Genomic DNA, 14,727 nt, shown 5'->3' with positions numbered 1-14,727 from the left:
ACTCATCAAGCCCACAGTCACCGGCATTGGACGGTCCTTCGCCGCGCCGCCAACACTCCCTTCAGGCCGACCCAGAACAGCAGCGGATGGGGTGCGAATTGTCCGAGACAACCGAGACAGCCGAGAAAATCATCGAGATTCCGCAGCCGGAGCCGGACCTGACACCAGAGGAACTGGTGCGCCGGGCCGCCGGCATGAGGTCCTGGCTACGTGATCATCAGGACGAGACCGAACAGCGAACCGGTATCTCCGAGGACACGCACAAGGCGTTCCTGGAGGCGGGTTTCTACCGGTCCCTCCAGCCACGCCGCTTCGGCGGCTACGAGTTCGACCTGCGGACCTACTCCCGGATGGTCACCGAGGTGGCCCGCGGCTGCCCGTCCAGCGGCTGGAACCTGTGTCTGGCCGCCTCCCACAGCCTGGTGGTGGCCGGCCGCTTCCCCGAGAGCACCCAGCGCGAGGTGTTCGGGCCGGACGGTGACTTCCGGGCCCCGCTGCCGGTGGCCCCGAGCGCCACCGCGACGAGGACCCCCGACGGGTACCGGGTCAACGGCCGCTGGGACTACGCCTCCGGAGTCAACGTCTCCACGCACTTCCTGGGTGGCGTGCTCATCATCGACGAAGAGGGCGGCACGCCCACGCCGGGCATGGTGCTCGTGCCCTCCGGCTGGCGGATGCTCGACAACTGGGGCGAGATCCTGGGCTTCCGCGGCAGCGGCTCCAACAGCGTCGTGGCCGAGGACGTCCTCGTACCGTACGAGTATGTGTCCAGGACCCACCTCCTGGCGCACGACGCCGCCGACGGGCCGGGGGTGGAACTGCACGGCAACCCTATGTACGCGGGCCGGCTGATGTCGTTCTTCAACATCCAGCTGTGTTCGGTCGTGGCGGGCACCGCCTGGGCCGCGGTCGACGAGTACCAGCGGATCATCACCACCAAGAACAGCCCGCTGCCGCCCTTCAAGCCGCGCAGCCACGATCCGGAACACCAGCGCAACCTCGGTCTGGCCACGGCCCTGGCCGACAGCGCGCAGCGGATCATCCTGTCGGTCGCGGACGACTACGCCGCCTACGCGGCCCGGGGCCTGGCAGGGGGCGAGCCCTTCTCCGAACTGGACGACCGGGCTCTCTCCCTCGCGGCCCGGCAGTCCGGCCAACTCGCCTGCCAGGCCGTCGAGATGCTGGTCTCGGCCAGTGGCTCCAGCGCGCTGGCGAACGGCCAGCGCATGCAGCGGTACCTGCGCGACGTCGCCACGTACAAGACCCACATCAACGCGCAGCACGGCTCGTGGGCCACGGGGTACGCCCGTGTTCTGCTCGGGCTGGAGACCCCGGCGTGAACCGGCAGACGCCCGCCACGACGGCGCCCGGCGGTGGCCCGGCGGACGACCCCGGCTTGTTCCGGCACGTGCTCGGCCACTACCCGACGGGTGTCACGGTGGTCACCGCGAAGGAACCCGAAGGCACCCCGGTCGGCATGGTCATCGGCTCGTTCACCTCGGTGTCCCTCGACCCCCCGCTCGTCGCGTTCTTCCCCGGCCGCTCCTCCACCACCTGGCCCAGGATCATGGCCGGCGGCGCCTTCTGCGTGAACGTGCTGGCCGCCGGCCAGGAGGGCCTCTGCCGGGATGTCAGCGCCAAGGCCCCCGACGTCTTCGACCGCCACCCGTGGCGCGGCGCGCCCTCGGGCAGCCCCGTCCTGGCGGGCGTCGCCGCCTGGATCGACTGCGACATCGCCGACGTGTGGCCCCTCGGCGACCACTACTTCGTCCTCGGCCGCGTACGGGAACTCGGGGTGGAGAAGACCGGCGTCTCGCCGCTGGTCTTCTCCCGGGGGCGGCTCGCCCCGTTGCCGCCCCGCCGGGACCACGACGAATCGGCCGACTACACCTGGCCCGACTGGCTCTGAGAGCTCTGAGAGAAGAGAGACGCACCATGCGCGATCAAGGGCTCGGCTCGTGGCCCGCGCGGCGCGCCCGCATGGCACCGGAGGCCACCGCCGTCGTGCACGACGGCGGATCCCTGTCCTACGGAGAGCTGGCCGCCCGCGTGACGCGGCTCGCTCACGCCCTGCGTGCCCTGGGGGTCGGCCACGGCGACCGGGTGGCCTACCTTGGCGCGAACCATCCGGCCCTGGCGGAGACCCTGTTCGCCGCGAACGCGCTGGGCGCCGTCTTCGTACCGCTCAACACCCGCCTCGCGGCACCTGAGTTGGCCTTCATCCTGGGGGACGCGGGGGCGTCGGTACTGCTGTACGGCGCCGAACTCACCGATGTCGTGGACGCGTTGAGGGACGACGTGGAGGTGAAGCACTACGTCGAGGTGGGGAGCGCGTACGAGGAGCTGCTGGCGGACGCACCCGACGACCCCCTGGACGAGACGGTCGGCCTCGACGAGGTGTGCATGATCCAGTACACCTCCGGCACCAGCGGCCGTCCCAAGGGCGTCATGCTGACTCACGCCAACATCGCCTGGAACTGCTTCAACATGCTGCTGGACGTGGACATCGTCTCCGACGAGGTCGCTCTGGTGGTGGCACCGATGTTCCACACCGCCGCCCTCAACACCGTCTTCCTGCCGGGCTTCCTCAAGGGAGGGACGTCGGTGCTGATGCGCGGCTTCGACCCGGAACGGGTGCTCGACATCATCGCCGAGCACCGGGTGACGAGGATGTTCGGCGTGCCCGCGATGTACCAGGCCATGGCCCGGTCGTCGCGGTGGGCGACGGCCGACCTGTCGTCGATCCGGATCCTGCAGTGCGCGGCGGCACCCGTACCCAAGGACCTCATCCACACATACCAGGACCGTGGCCTGACCTTCCTCCAGGCGTACGGCCTGACCGAGACCGCCCCCGCCGCGCTGGGCCTGCGCGCGCGTGACAGCATCCGCAAGGCCGGCTCGGCCGGCACGCCCTGCTTCTTCACCGACGTACGCGTGGTGCGCCCCGACCTCACCGATGTCGCACCGGGCGAGGTCGGCGAGGTGATCATCGAGGGCCCCAACGTGATGAAGGGGTACTGGCAGTGGCCCGAAGCGACCAAGGACGCCTTCGTGGACGGAAGTTGGTTCCGCTCCGGAGACGGGGCCACCGTCGACGAGGAGGGGTACGTCACGATCGTCGACCGGATCAAGGACATGTACATCTCCGGTGGGGAGAACGTCTACCCCGCAGAGGTCGAGCAACTCCTCTACCAGCATCCCGCGGTCGCCGAATGCGCGGTGATCGGCGTACCCGACGAACGATGGGGCGAGGTCGGCAGAGCGCTGGTCGTGCCCCGCGCGGGCGCCGAGGTGTCGCCCGACGACATCATGAACTCCCTGTCCGGCCGACTCGCCAAGTACAAGCTCCCCAAATCGGTCGTCCTCGTCGACACCTTGCCCCGCAACGCCACCGGCAAGATCCTCAAAGCCCGGCTGCGCAGCCAGTACGGCTCAATGCCGGCCCGAGGAGGCATGAGGCCAGGGGACCCGAAAACGCCGGGTGGCGGCTGATCCACTTCGACCTCACGGTCGCGAAAGGGGTGCGGAGGCCGTTCGCCGACGCGCTTCCTGCCGCCGCGGGAATCTGGACAGTGCAAGCCCCAGCACGGGCGCTCTCGTCTTTCCCAGCACGAATCCAGCACGGTTTGAGATGAGCAGGGGTCTGCTACCCGATGGAGCGTCGCTACTCGATGGCCGACCACCACCGCGCCGGCCTTGTCGTCGACGTGCTGAAAGCGAGCTGCGCGAGCGCTGGTTCACCCGGACGCTCGCATCGGACCACGTCGTTCACTGCTTCGTCGGCAGCCTCGTTCAAACGTGTTCTCCCTGTAAATGGGCCGCACAGGACGCCTCAATGGAGGCCCACTAGATCCGTGAGGCAGAGGTGCCGGGCCGGTGGTCGTATTCACGGGCCAGACGGCGGTACAACGCCGTTGACCTGCTCCACAATCCGCCTTTTCGGTTGCGGGACGAAGCCTTTGCGCTGGTCATCGGGGTTGCGACGGACGACCTCGACATCGATGTCCGACAACACGCCATGGATCAGGACTTCGTCCTAGAAGCCCTGATCCACCAGGGCCTTCTGCAGCCGCATCCCGCACCGCTCGACGACCTGGCCGAGCAGGGCGGTGCCAGCGGTGTTGTCGTGGGCCGAGGCAGCCTGCACCACGACGCCGATGACCAACCACAGCGCGTCCAGGGCCGACCGGAGGGGGGAGGGGGAGGCCGATGTGCGATGGCAGCCCACGCGGAGCCGGGGAGGGGCGGCCGCCCCCTCACAGGGGGCCGCCGCCCGTGCCCGGCCGTCCAGAACGCGTTAGCCGGACGTCATCGCCGTTGCCACGTATGTCAAGGAGATCAGGGCCATTACGGCGGCCGGGACGGCTCGGGGCGGCGGGTCGCCGTGGCGCAGGTGGACCACCGCCGCGGCGGCCATGAGCAGGGCGAGGCCTGTCGCGGCGGCCACGCCCAGCGGCGTCCAGGTCAGCCCCGTCAGCAGTCCGGCGACCCCGGCCACCTCCAGGGCGCCGACGACGCGGTAGAGCCGTACCGACAAGCCGAGATGGGCCGCCGCCTGGCGCATGAACGGCGCCGAGGCCAGCTTCGCCAGCCCTAGCGGAAGGAAGATCAGAGACAGGGCGACAGCGAGCGCGGTGGTCATGAGGCGGACCTGCCCTTGCGGCGCTCGGCGCCCAGCCGGACGTAGTGGTCGATGAGTTCGGGACTGTCCACAGTGGCCGGATTGACGACCTGCTCCACCGCGGCGCCCTGGAGCAGCCGCTTGATCGGGACCTCCAGCTTCTTGCCGGTGCGTGTGTGCGGGATGCCCGGCACTTCGAGGACTTCGTCGGGGACGTGGCGGGGTGAGGCGCCGGTGCGGACGGCGTCGCGGATCTTCTCGCGCAGGGTGTCGTCCAGGGTCACCCCGGCCGCCGGGACCACGAACAGGGGCATCCAGTAGCCGCCGTCGGGTTCCTCCGCGCCGATGACGAGGGCCTCGGTGATCTCGGGGAGGCGTTCGACGACATCGTGGATGTCGGCGCTGCCGAGCCGTACACCGTTGCGGTTGAGCGTCGAGTCGGAGCGGCCGTGGATAATCACCGAGCCGTGCCCCGTGACCGTGATCCAGTCGCCGTGCCGCCACACCCCGGGGTACGCCGAGAAGTAGGCGTCGCGGTAGCGCGTGCCCTCCGGGTCGTTCCAGAAGTACAGCGGCATCGAGGGCATGGGGCGGGTGACGACCAGCTCGCCGACCTGGTCGATGACGGGGAAGCCCTCGGCGTCGTACGCGGCCAGCGCCACCCCCAGGTGCGGCGCGGACAACTCGCCTGCCCAGACCGGGGTGTTGGGGGCGCTGCCCGCGAAGCCGGAGACGATGTCGGTGCCGCCGCTGATGGAGGCCAGCAGAACGTGGTCGCCGACGTGCTCGCGGACCCAGGGGTAGGCGGAGGCGGGCAGGGCCGAGCCCGTGCAGCCGACGACGCGGATCGACGACAGGTCGTGCGCGGACGGGTCGATGCCGAACTTGGCCATGCCCAGCAGGTATTGGGGGCTGGTGCCGAAGACGGTGACCCGGTGGCGGGCGGCCAGTTCCCATAGCCGGTCGAGCTTGGCGAAGGGGGCCGGGCTGCCGTCGTAGGTGCAGGTCGTGGCGCCGGTCAGGAGGGTGGAGGCGACCAGGTTCCACATCATCCAGTGGGTGGTGGTGTACCAGAGGAGGCGGTCGCCGGGGCCCAAGTCCGAATGCAGGCCCAGGGTTTTCAGGTGCTCCAGGAGCACGCCGCCGTGGCCGTGGACGATGCCCTTGGGCAGGCCGGTGGTGCCGGAGGAGAACACGACCCACAGCGGATGGTCGAACGGGACCGGTGCGCAGTCGAGTCGCTCGGTGCGGGTCGAGGCGTCCTCCCAGGGGACGACCAGCGACGGGTAGGCCTGCGAGGGCCAGGGCAGGCCGACGTGGTCCACCAGCAGGGTCGCCTTCAACGTCGGCAGCGCCTGGGCGAGTTCGAGGGCGGCGTGGCGGCGGTCGTGGGTGGTGCCGTTGAAGAGGTAGCCGTCGGCGGCGATCAGCACGGTGGGTTCCAGCTGGGCGAACCGGTCGGCGGCGGCCTTGGGGGCGTAGTCCTGACCGCACACCGACCACACGGCGCCCAGGCTCGCAGCGGCGAGGAACGAGACGATGGCGTGCGGGGTGTTGGGCAGATAGCCGACGACCCGGTCGCCCTTGCCGACGCCGAGGTCGCGCAGGGTGGCGGCGACGGAGGCCACCAGGGCACGCAGCCGTGCGCCGGTCACCTCGTACCCGGAGCCGGTCTCGTCGAGAGCGAGGATCGCCGTGTCGTCGTCGCGGACGTTACGCAGCGCGTGGTGGGCGTAGTTGAGCGTTGCGCCGGGAAACCACTGGGCGCCGGGCATGCTGTCCTCGGCCAGCACCTGCTCGTACGGGGTGTCGGCGTCGATGCCGAAGTACTCCCACACCGCGCCCCAGAAGCTCTCCAGGTGGGCGACCGACCAGCGATGCAGGGCGGCATAGTCAAGGCCGTCCACCCCGACGTAGCGGGCGAAGTCCGCGATGCGACTGGCGGCCGCCTTCTCCGGATCGGGGGTGAAGAAGGGCGTGCTCATCGTGTCGTACTCCTCAACAGGCTTTTCGGGGCCATCCGTTCGGAAGGGACAGGGCTTCGGGTGGTGTGCAGCAGGGAGGCCCAGGCGGCGGTCGACGTGAAGTCGCGGCCGCCCGAGGGGACGACGTCCATCACGACACGGTCGGGCCGCAGCAGGACCGCGTCCGCGCGTCCGGCGCGCAGCCAGGCGGCGAGGGTGCCGTCGTCGCCGAGGTCGGCCACCGGGATCGCGTGCACGCCGAGGCCGTGCGCGAGCGCGGTCAGGGAGGGGCCGGGTTCGGTGGCGGTCAGCACGGTGAAGGAGTCGCCGAGCAGCTCGTCGAGACGGGTACGCCGTCCGTCGACGCTCACCCACGGTTGCGGACAGTGCGTGCCCGCCAGGCGTCGGCGGCCCCCGCGGCGAACGAGCGGTCCGGCGGTGAGGGGCGGGCTGAGGTCGCGGCCGGCCAGCTCGGTCAGGCCGGGTATGCGGCAGGCGGCGGCCAGCGCCCGGCGGCGGATCGCGGCGGCGCCGTCCTGGCCGCCGGTCATGGCCCAGCCCATGGCGACCGCGAGGCGGACCACATGCCGTGCGTGCGGCTTGCGTTCGCTCTCGTAGGTGTCCAACAGCCGTTCATCGCCGCCCTGTTGGAGGACGCGGGCGAGTTTCCAGGTGAGGTTGTAGGCGTCCCGCAGTCCCGAGCAGAGGCCCTGTCCGATGAACGGCGGGGTGAGGTGGGCGGCGTCGCCGAGCAGGAAGACCCGTCCGCTGCGCCAGCTGTCGGCGACGCGGGCCCGGAAGGTGTACTGCGTCTCGCGGACCACCTCGAAGTCCCCGTCGTACGAGGGCGGCAACCACGGAGCGACCAGCTCACGGACCGTCTCTTGTCCTTCCCCGAGCCGGAACTCCCAGCGGTAGCGGTTCTCGCTCACGCGCATGAAGGTGGCCGGCCGGTCCGGGTCGCAGATCTGGTCGACGCCTTCCCAGCAGCGGACGTCGGCTGTCGTGCGGACGTCGATGACGGTCCAGCGTTCCTCGAAACGCAGGTCCTCCCAGACGCCGCCGATGGCCTCCCGGGTGAGGCTGTTGGCGCCGTCGCAGCCGAGGACCGCGTCGGCCCACAGCTCGTGGTCGCCGGTGTCGTCGCGGTACGTCACTCGCACGGGGCCCGTGGTGTCCGGGCCCACGCCGATGACCTCCACGCCACCGCGCAGCTCGCACTCCGGGCGCCGGGCCAGGGCGTCGCGCAGTACCCGCTCCAGTTCTGGCTGGTCGAACATGCTGGTCTGCGGGTAGCCGTGCAGACCGTCCTTGGTACGCCGGAACTCGGCCATCACCCGGTGCCGGGCGTCCAGCAGCCGCAGCCCGTTCGCCGGCCGGGCGACTGCGGTGAACTCCTCGCCGGCGCCTGCGGCCTGCAGGATCCTGCGCACCTCGTCGTCCATGGCGACGGCGCGCGGGAGCGGATAGAGGTCCGCGTGGCGTTCGAGGACGACACTGCGGACTCCACGCCGGGCGAGGAGGAGGGCGGCGGTCACGCCCACGGGTCCGGCGCCGATGATCACGACGGGGACGGATGCGGCTTCATCGACGGTCATGTGCGGCTCACCTCAGGTCCTACTTCGCGTCTGCGACGGGCGTACGCTGCTCGCCGAGGTCGATCCGGCCGTCCGGGGTCGCGATCGTCGCCGTGATCACGTCACCCGTGTGCAGGTAGTGCGGGTTCTTGGCCTGGCTCTTGAAGAAGGCCTTCCACTTCACCGAGGGAGGCAGCAGCGCGCCGATCTTCTCGACAGCCTTCGGCGGCGCCTTCAGGGCCGTGCCACCAGGGGTGCCGGTGAGCAGCAGGTCGCCGGCGTCCAGGGTCTGGAAGCGGGCCAGCAGGGTGAGCGCCTGCGCCGGACGGACGATCATGTCGGCGAGGGTGCGGTCCTGGCGCAGCTCGCCGTTGACGCTCAGCTTCAGCCGCAGGTCCAGGAGATGGGCGAAGTCCTCCGGCTCCAGCAGCGTCAGGTGCGGACCGGTCGGCGTGAAGGTGGGGTACGACTTGCTCTCGTAGAACTGTGTCTTGGTCAGCTGCACCTCGCGGGCGCTGACGTCGTTGGTGATCACCAGTCCGGCGACGTACGAGGGCAGGTCCCGCTCCTCGACGACGGTGCCGACGGGCAGGGGTGCGCCCATGACGAGCCCGAGTTCGATCTCGTAGTCGAGGAACTTCACGTGGGAGGGGCGGACGACGGCGTCGCCGGGGCCGCTGACCGAGCCGGACGCCTTGCGGAAGAAGGCGGGAGGGATGTCGCCGGTGAAGCCCGAATCGCGGGCGTGGCTGCGGTAGTTGACCATCTGGGCGACCACCCGGCAGGGCGTGGTGACCGGCGAGAGCGCCACCAGGTCGGCGATCGGAGTGCCCGGCTCGCCGGAGACGGCGGCCTCACGGACGGCTTCACGGTCGGTCAGCAGCTCGGCGGTGGTGACGGCCTTGGTGTCGACCGGGACGGCCCGGTCACCGCGGACGACCCACCAGCCGTCGGCGGTACGCAGGACATTGGTGCTCATGTCAGTGCCTTTGTCAGGGGATTGGCGGGCGGAGGTTCAGGAGTTGGCGGCCTTGAGCAGGCCGAACAGTCGTGCCGGGTCCATCTCGTTGTCGCCGCGCAGGGCCTCGATGACATCGCGGACCCGCTGCGGGGAGGGACTGGCGCCGAGGAAGTCACGAGTCGCGGGCGGGCCCCACTGGGCGAGACCGCTGGTCGACATCGGAGCCCAGCCCGGCTCGACGTCGCAGGAGAACAGGTCACCGTCGGCGAAGTGCTCCAGCATGAAGTGGTCGGGGTCGCGCCAGTAGTCGAAGAGCTGGCTGCCCTGGATGTGCCGGCCGATGCCCCAACTGCGCTTGTATCCACGCTCCTTGAGGTACTCGCCGCCGGCGGCTATGGAGTCGAGGTCGGTGACCTGGTAGGCGGAGTGGACGTACCCCGTGCCCGGCCCCAGATGCATCGCGAGGGTGTGGTGGTCGGCCGGCACACCGCCCAGGTCACAGCGGATGAACGCCATCGTCGGGCCGCGGTCGCGCTGCCCGTCCAGGAACAGGAAGTCGGACACGATCATCCCGAGGGTGTCCAGGTACCAGTCCAGGGCCCGGCCGAACACCCGCGTCTCCAGCACCACGTGGCCGAGCCGCTGGATGCGGGACGGCTCGCGCGGCGGCCGCTGGGCGGCGTTGGTACGCCGGTGATCCGTACCGAAGTTGAGCAGCAGCGGCTGCTGTTCCGGCAGGGCGGGGAGCTGTTCGCCGCAGTGCACGACCCGCACGGGGAAGCCGGAGGGGTCGAGCAGGTCGACGCCCTTGCCGCCCCCGGGAACGTCGGCGTCCCGCACGTCCCTGCCCGTCGCGCGGGCCAGCCGGTCCAGGTCACCCCGCTCGGCGGCGCGGAACGCCGGACCGATGAAACGGGACGTACGACCACGCCGGATCACCATGCAGGGCGAGCCCGCGAAGCTGCCCCGCAGCCACAGCTCGCTCTCGGTGCGGGCGGCGACGCCGAAACCGAAGTCGCGGGCGAAGACCTCCGCCCGGTCCAGGTCGGGCTTCTCGAACTCCAGCCAGGCCAGGTCCGCCACCTTGATCACGGGATTCCGGGAGCGGCCGGGGTGTTCGCCGCGCAGGGCGCCGTGCTCACTGTGGAGGTCCTGGTGGGCCGTGATGACGTCCCCGTTGACGCGTGTTTCAGACATGGTGCCCTCCGAGCAACATTGCCGTAATGAGGAAATCATCAACTGTGACAGTTCTGTCGTCAAGACGTTCGCTGCAGGAAATGATGAATTCATCAGGACTGCGATCTACATTGGGTAACCGTTAGACTTCTGCGCATGTCTACGTCAGCCCCGCCCAGCAACCGGTTCGAGCGACGTCGCGCAGAGACCCGTGGAGCTCTCGTGCGAGCGGCCCGGCAGATACTCGCCGAGAGCGGCGACACCAGCGCGAGCATCCAGGCGATCGCCGAGCGCGCGGACGTGGGCTTCGGCTCCTTCTACAACCACTTCGACTCCAAGGTGGAGTTGTTCGAGGCGGCGGTGATCGACGCCCTCGAGGAGTTCGCGCAGGAATTCGACGAGCGTCTGACGGGGGTCGACGACCCGGCGGAGCGGGTCGCGGGCGGCTTCCGGCTCAGTGCCCGCATGGCCGACTCCCACCCGGAGCTGATGCAGGTCCTGCGCCGCCGCGGCCTCGCGCACATCCACTCGGGCAAGGGACTGGCCCGACGCGCCCTGCGTGATCTCCAGGTCGGCATCGCCTCCGGCCGCTTCACGCCCGTCGACCCCGTGGTCGCCCTGTCCGCACTGGGCGGCACCCTGCTGTCCCTGGTGGAACTGCGGTTCGCCCGCCCCGAGGTGGACGGCGACGAGGCCGCGGTCAACCTCGCCGAGATGGTCCTGCGAATGCTGGGCCTGCCCGCGGACGAAGCGCACGAGGTCGCCCGACGCCCCTTGCCTGACGCCGGCTGACCTCACGCGGACGACGAGTCCGGGTGGAACGTGACCGAGCGGCCGGTGAAGCGGGCGTCGATTCCGTCCTCGCTGGTGGTGACCGACCGCAGCCGGAGCCCGTCGGGCACGTTCTGCAGCGGAATGGGCTCGTCCAGGGCCTTGTCGAGCAGCGATTTCAGCGGAGGGAGCAGTTCACCCTGCTCCGCGCGTACGTCCGTGAAGGCGATGCGGTTGCCGTCGGCCGCCGAGACGGCCGCGCTGACGGTCACGTCGCCGACTAGCGGCAGACTCGCGGTCGCGTCGACCCGGCCGGACTCGTCCCCCTGTGACACCTGCACGCCGAGCGCGCTCGACACGTCCGCGTACGACAGGAACGCGGTCGCTGTGACGCTGTCCGCGTGAGCCTCGTCGGCGCTTCCCGAAGTCTTCAGCCCGTCCATCCCGACCTTCAGCTTCGTCACCGGGAGCGGTCGGGTGGTGCCGCCGGCCGGAATGTCGTGGGCGGTCAGGTCGACATGGTCCAGGCTGCCCGCAGCCAGTTGGCTCAGTACGGGAAAGCCCCTGACGTGCACCGACGGCCGATCGGCGGTTCCCATGCCGTCATGGAAGGCCTTGGCCGTACGGCTTTCCGCGCGAGCCGCGGCGATCCGGTCGACCACGACGCCGCCGACCAGCAGGACCACCAGGGACGAGGCAGCGATGATCATGCGTCGTCTGGTCCGGGTCGGAGGGCTCACGTACACGGAGCCGTCGCCGTAGTAGGGCTCGCCGACGTACTCCTCGTCGCGGTGGGACTGATACATGGTTCTCCTCTTCGAGTGGTGCTTGCGCCTACGCGGCGTCGCCCTCGCGCCGGACAAGCCCGTCGACGCACGCCGCAGCGCTGTCTCCGGCCACGCCCATCGCGATCAGGGCGGCGGTCGCGGTGCTGGTGCCGTCGTCGCTCCAGACCCCGCTGTTCACGCAGTCGAGAAGCCCTAGCAGATGCCCCTCCAGCGCCCGGGTCAGGACGACCGGGGGGACGCCGGTCTGGAAGGCGCCCTGCCGTTGCCCGCGGCCGATGATCGCCTCCGTCATGTCCCGCGCGGGGGCCAGGACTTCAGCGAGCCGATCGGCCCCGAGGTCCTGCGGGGCGAGGCGGAGCAGGATGCGGTATCGATCTCCGACGGGCCACACCGCGAGGACGAAGCGCGCCAACTCCGTGACGGCATCCCCCACCGGTGCGCGCGGGACCGCGAGCGCCTGCCGCAAGGCCCACGTGGCCTCCTCCACCAGCCCCTCCATCAGTGCGGCCCGGCCGTTGAAGTGGCCGTAGACCGTACGGCGAACCACTCCCGCAGCCTCGGCGATGTCGCCGAGGCTGCTGTCGGGGTCACGGGCGAGTTCCTGCCGGGCCGCCTCCAGGATGCGGGCCCGCGTGAGCAGAGTGCGGCTGCGTTCCGGGGCGGCTGTCAGGTGTGCGTGGATCATGTCGAACCTCCGGTGGACGGGGGAGGGCGACTCGATAGTTGCACATCGGCGGGCAATAAACTAGTCTGCACATCAACGGGCAATTAGCTGCCCCTGGTGCCGGGCCCCTCTTGGCCCCGCGTGCACCGATCCCATCGATTCCGCCCCCGAAGCCTCCGCTTCACCTCCTGCCGAGGAGCCTGACCATGCCGCTCTTTGCCAAGACGCCCGTCGAGAAGATGACGGAGCCCTACCACCGGCGCTGGTGGGCCCTGCTGGTCCTGTGCCTGAGCCTGCTGATCGTCGTCATGGCGAACACGTCACTGGTCGTGGCCGCCCCCGACATGACCAAGGCCCTGGGGCTGTCCAGCAGTGACCTGCAGTGGGTCATCGACGGCTACACCGTCCCCTACGCCGCGCTGATGCTGGTGCTGGGCGCGATCGGCGACAAGTACAGCCGCCGCGGCGCCCTCGTCCTCGGCCTGCTGATCTTCGCCGGAGGTTCGGTGATGGGCGGCCTGGTCGACGAGACGAACCTCGTCATCGTCGCCCGCGCGATCATGGGCGTCGGTGCCGCCGTCGTCATGCCGGCCACCCTCTCGCTGCTGGTCGCGATCTTCCCGCGCGCCGAGCGCGCCAAGGCGATCACCGCCTGGTCCGCGACCTCCGGGCTCGCCATCGCCGCGGGCCCGCTGGCCGCCGGCTGGCTGCTGGAGAACCACGCCTGGGGCTCCACCTTCCTGATGAACGTCCCCGTCGCCGTTCTCGGCGTCGTCGGCGCGCTGCTGCTCGTGCCGCCGTCGAAGGCGGAGGGCATGGGCCGCATCGACTACGTCGGCGGTCTGCTGTCGATGGTGTCGGTCGGTTCCCTCGTCTACGCGACCATCGAGGGCCCGCACTTCGGCTGGGGCGTCGGCCCCATCACCGCGGCCGTCGTCGCCGGCGTGGGCCTGCTGGCCTTCGTCGCCTGGGAGCTGAAGCACCCCAACCCCATGCTGAACGTGCGCAAGTTCACCGAGCGTCCCTTCAGCGGCTCGATGATGGCGGTGCTGTTCTTCTTCTTCGGCACCTTCGGCTCGATCTACTACTCCACCCAGTTCCTGCAGTTCGTCCTCGGCTACGACGCCCTCGACACCGGCATCCGCCTGCTGCCGCTGGCCGGAGCCGTGTTCGTCGGCGCCGCCGTCACCGGCAAGCTGGCTCCGAAACTGGGCGTGAAGATCGTGGTCGGCACCGGCATGGTGATCGGCACCGCGGGCGTCTTCCTGCTCACCCAGATCGAGACGGGCTCGACCTACACCGACTTCCTGACGCCCCTGCTGCTCCTCGGCTTCGCCATCGGCCTGAGCCTGTCCCCGGCCACGGACACCATCATGGGCTCCTTCCCCGAGGACGAGCTGGGCGTCGGCGGCGGCGCCAACGACACCGCGCTGGAACTGGGTTGCGCCCTGGGCATCGCCATCCTCGGCTCGCTGCTGGCCACGTCCTACAAGGACAAGCTCACCGACATGGTCGGCGGCCACCTCCCGGCCGAGGCCATGGACGTCGCCAAGGACTCCGTCGGCGGGGGCATCGCGGTCGCCGAACAGGTCGCCAAGAACCCCCAGGGCGGCGCCGAGCAGGCCCAGACCCTGCTGGGCGCGGTGCACGAGTCCTTCGCCCACGCCATCGCCCACACCAGCCTCATCGGCGGCATCATCATGGCCGCCGGAACCCTGATCGTCATCGCCGTCCTGCCCGGCCGCAAGCACACCGCCAAGCACGGTGAGGAAGAAGCGACGCCGGTGACCGAGGAGCAGACCGAGACCGTGGGCGCCTGAGCCCTGTACACCGGAGGCCGGAACCCCGATTCCGGCCTCCTCCACCCCCAGGACGGGCTGTGCCTGAGCGGCGCACGGCCCCGGGACGGTGCCGGGAGGGGACACCCGGCACCGTCCCCCTTTTTTTCGCTGTCCGTCCCGGGTGGCTGGGGTGGCGTTCAGCGGACCCTCATAGGTGACCCCAACCGGGACCAGTTCCAGGATGATTGTCGAAGATCAGGCGCTATGGGGTGGCTTCGGGGGCGGCTTGGTTTGGCACCACTGGCTTGACGCCGAGTTGGGCGGTGCAGCGTCGGGGAGCTGGTGATCAAGCCGTTCGGGGAGGGGCGGGGCAGGTGCGGGGGGATCTGAGAAGAGACGCCGCGCGGTTGAGTGCCGGGTGCGG

The 14,727-nt window shown here is 70.2% G+C and carries 12 protein-coding genes; 5 read left to right on the top strand and 7 right to left on the bottom strand.

Annotation, left to right across the window (positions count from 1 at the left end):
• Window positions 1–98: 98 nt before the first annotated feature.
• From POF73_RS05850 to POF73_RS05840, 3 genes are read left to right on the top strand one after another with little or no spacing between them, the layout of a single operon-like run.
• The gene (locus POF73_RS05850) at window positions 99–1,340 is read left to right on the top strand and encodes an acyl-CoA dehydrogenase family protein (protein WP_272113389.1); all 1,242 of its coding nucleotides are present in this window, start codon (window positions 99–101) and stop codon (window positions 1,338–1,340) included.
• Window positions 1,337–1,909 carry a flavin reductase family protein gene (locus POF73_RS05845; RefSeq protein WP_272113388.1) on the top strand — a complete coding sequence of 191 codons (573 nt, stop codon included), beginning with the start codon at window positions 1,337–1,339 and terminating at the stop codon, window positions 1,907–1,909. The genes POF73_RS05850 and POF73_RS05845 overlap by 4 nt, the downstream gene beginning before the upstream one ends.
• 26 nt (window positions 1,910–1,935) lie before the next feature.
• The gene (locus tag POF73_RS05840) at window positions 1,936–3,492 is read left to right on the top strand and encodes an acyl-CoA synthetase (protein WP_272113387.1); all 1,557 of its coding nucleotides are present in this window, start codon (window positions 1,936–1,938) and stop codon (window positions 3,490–3,492) included.
• An 805-nt stretch (window positions 3,493–4,297) separates the two neighbouring features.
• On the opposite strand, the gene POF73_RS05835 is transcribed toward POF73_RS05840, so the two are convergent.
• From POF73_RS05835 to POF73_RS05815, 5 genes are read right to left on the bottom strand one after another with little or no spacing between them, the layout of a single operon-like run.
• The gene (locus POF73_RS05835) at window positions 4,298–4,642 is read right to left on the bottom strand and encodes a DoxX family protein (RefSeq protein ID WP_272113386.1); all 345 of its coding nucleotides are present in this window, start codon (window positions 4,640–4,642) and stop codon (window positions 4,298–4,300) included.
• The gene (locus tag POF73_RS05830) at window positions 4,639–6,606 is read right to left on the bottom strand and encodes an acetoacetate--CoA ligase (RefSeq protein ID WP_272113385.1); all 1,968 of its coding nucleotides are present in this window, start codon (window positions 6,604–6,606) and stop codon (window positions 4,639–4,641) included. Before POF73_RS05830 ends, POF73_RS05835 begins: the two co-directional genes overlap by 4 nt.
• Window positions 6,603–8,183 carry a bifunctional 3-(3-hydroxy-phenyl)propionate/3-hydroxycinnamic acid hydroxylase MhpA gene (gene mhpA / locus POF73_RS05825; protein ID WP_272113384.1) on the bottom strand — a complete coding sequence of 527 codons (1,581 nt, stop codon included), beginning with the start codon at window positions 8,181–8,183 and terminating at the stop codon, window positions 6,603–6,605. The genes POF73_RS05830 and mhpA overlap by 4 nt, the downstream gene beginning before the upstream one ends.
• Window positions 8,184–8,202: 19 nt before the next feature.
• Window positions 8,203–9,141, bottom strand: a complete 939-nt coding sequence (locus POF73_RS05820; protein ID WP_272113383.1) for a fumarylacetoacetate hydrolase family protein — start codon at window positions 9,139–9,141, stop codon at window positions 8,203–8,205.
• A gap of 36 nt (window positions 9,142–9,177) precedes the next feature.
• Window positions 9,178–10,320, bottom strand: coding sequence for a VOC family protein (locus tag POF73_RS05815; protein ID WP_272113382.1), 1,143 nt, complete (start codon window positions 10,318–10,320; stop codon window positions 9,178–9,180).
• Window positions 10,321–10,455: 135 nt separating this feature from the next.
• Here POF73_RS05815 and POF73_RS05810 point away from each other — a divergent pair, with 135 nt between their 5' ends.
• Entirely contained in the window at window positions 10,456–11,091 is a 636-nt protein-coding gene (locus tag POF73_RS05810; protein ID WP_272113381.1) for a TetR/AcrR family transcriptional regulator, read from the top strand.
• Window positions 11,092–11,093: 2 nt separating this feature from the next.
• On the opposite strand, the gene POF73_RS05805 is transcribed toward POF73_RS05810, so the two are convergent.
• Together POF73_RS05805 and POF73_RS05800 are read right to left on the bottom strand one after the other, a co-directional pair.
• Window positions 11,094–11,876: an LmeA family phospholipid-binding protein gene (locus tag POF73_RS05805; RefSeq protein ID WP_272113380.1), complete on the bottom strand. Its 783-nt coding sequence runs from the start codon at window positions 11,874–11,876 to the stop codon at window positions 11,094–11,096.
• A gap of 28 nt (window positions 11,877–11,904) precedes the next feature.
• A complete protein-coding gene (locus POF73_RS05800; protein ID WP_123969403.1) occupies window positions 11,905–12,543 on the bottom strand; it encodes a TetR/AcrR family transcriptional regulator in 639 nt (212 codons plus the stop codon).
• Between the two features lie 185 nt (window positions 12,544–12,728).
• Here POF73_RS05800 and POF73_RS05795 point away from each other — a divergent pair, with 185 nt between their 5' ends.
• The gene (locus POF73_RS05795; protein ID WP_272113379.1) at window positions 12,729–14,342 is read left to right on the top strand and encodes an MFS transporter; all 1,614 of its coding nucleotides are present in this window, start codon (window positions 12,729–12,731) and stop codon (window positions 14,340–14,342) included.
• Window positions 14,343–14,727 lie beyond the last annotated feature (385 nt).

Origin of the sequence: Streptomyces sp. HD (assembly GCF_028369295.1) — a bacterium.
In the GTDB taxonomy this organism is placed as follows: Bacteria; Actinomycetota; Actinomycetes; order Streptomycetales; family Streptomycetaceae; genus Streptomyces.
Note: the sequence above shows the minus strand (reverse complement) of the source record. Positions and strands in the feature narration are given on the sequence as shown.

Coding starts and splice junctions, on each gene's coding strand:
- POF73_RS05820 (WP_272113383.1), bottom strand. CDS start 9,141: ATGAGCACCAATGTCCTGCGTACCGCCGACGGCTGGTGGGTCGTCCGC.
- POF73_RS05795 (WP_272113379.1), top strand. CDS start 12,729: ATGCCGCTCTTTGCCAAGACGCCCGTCGAGAAGATGACGGAGCCCTAC.
- POF73_RS05805 (WP_272113380.1), bottom strand. CDS start 11,876: ATGTATCAGTCCCACCGCGACGAGGAGTACGTCGGCGAGCCCTACTAC.
- POF73_RS05830 (WP_272113385.1), bottom strand. CDS start 6,606: ATGAGCACGCCCTTCTTCACCCCCGATCCGGAGAAGGCGGCCGCCAGT.
- POF73_RS05840 (WP_272113387.1), top strand. CDS start 1,936: ATGCGCGATCAAGGGCTCGGCTCGTGGCCCGCGCGGCGCGCCCGCATG.
- POF73_RS05835 (WP_272113386.1), bottom strand. CDS start 4,642: ATGACCACCGCGCTCGCTGTCGCCCTGTCTCTGATCTTCCTTCCGCTA.
- POF73_RS05810 (WP_272113381.1), top strand. CDS start 10,456: ATGTCTACGTCAGCCCCGCCCAGCAACCGGTTCGAGCGACGTCGCGCA.
- POF73_RS05800 (WP_123969403.1), bottom strand. CDS start 12,543: ATGATCCACGCACACCTGACAGCCGCCCCGGAACGCAGCCGCACTCTG.
- POF73_RS05815 (WP_272113382.1), bottom strand. CDS start 10,320: ATGTCTGAAACACGCGTCAACGGGGACGTCATCACGGCCCACCAGGAC.
- mhpA (WP_272113384.1), bottom strand. CDS start 8,183: ATGACCGTCGATGAAGCCGCATCCGTCCCCGTCGTGATCATCGGCGCC.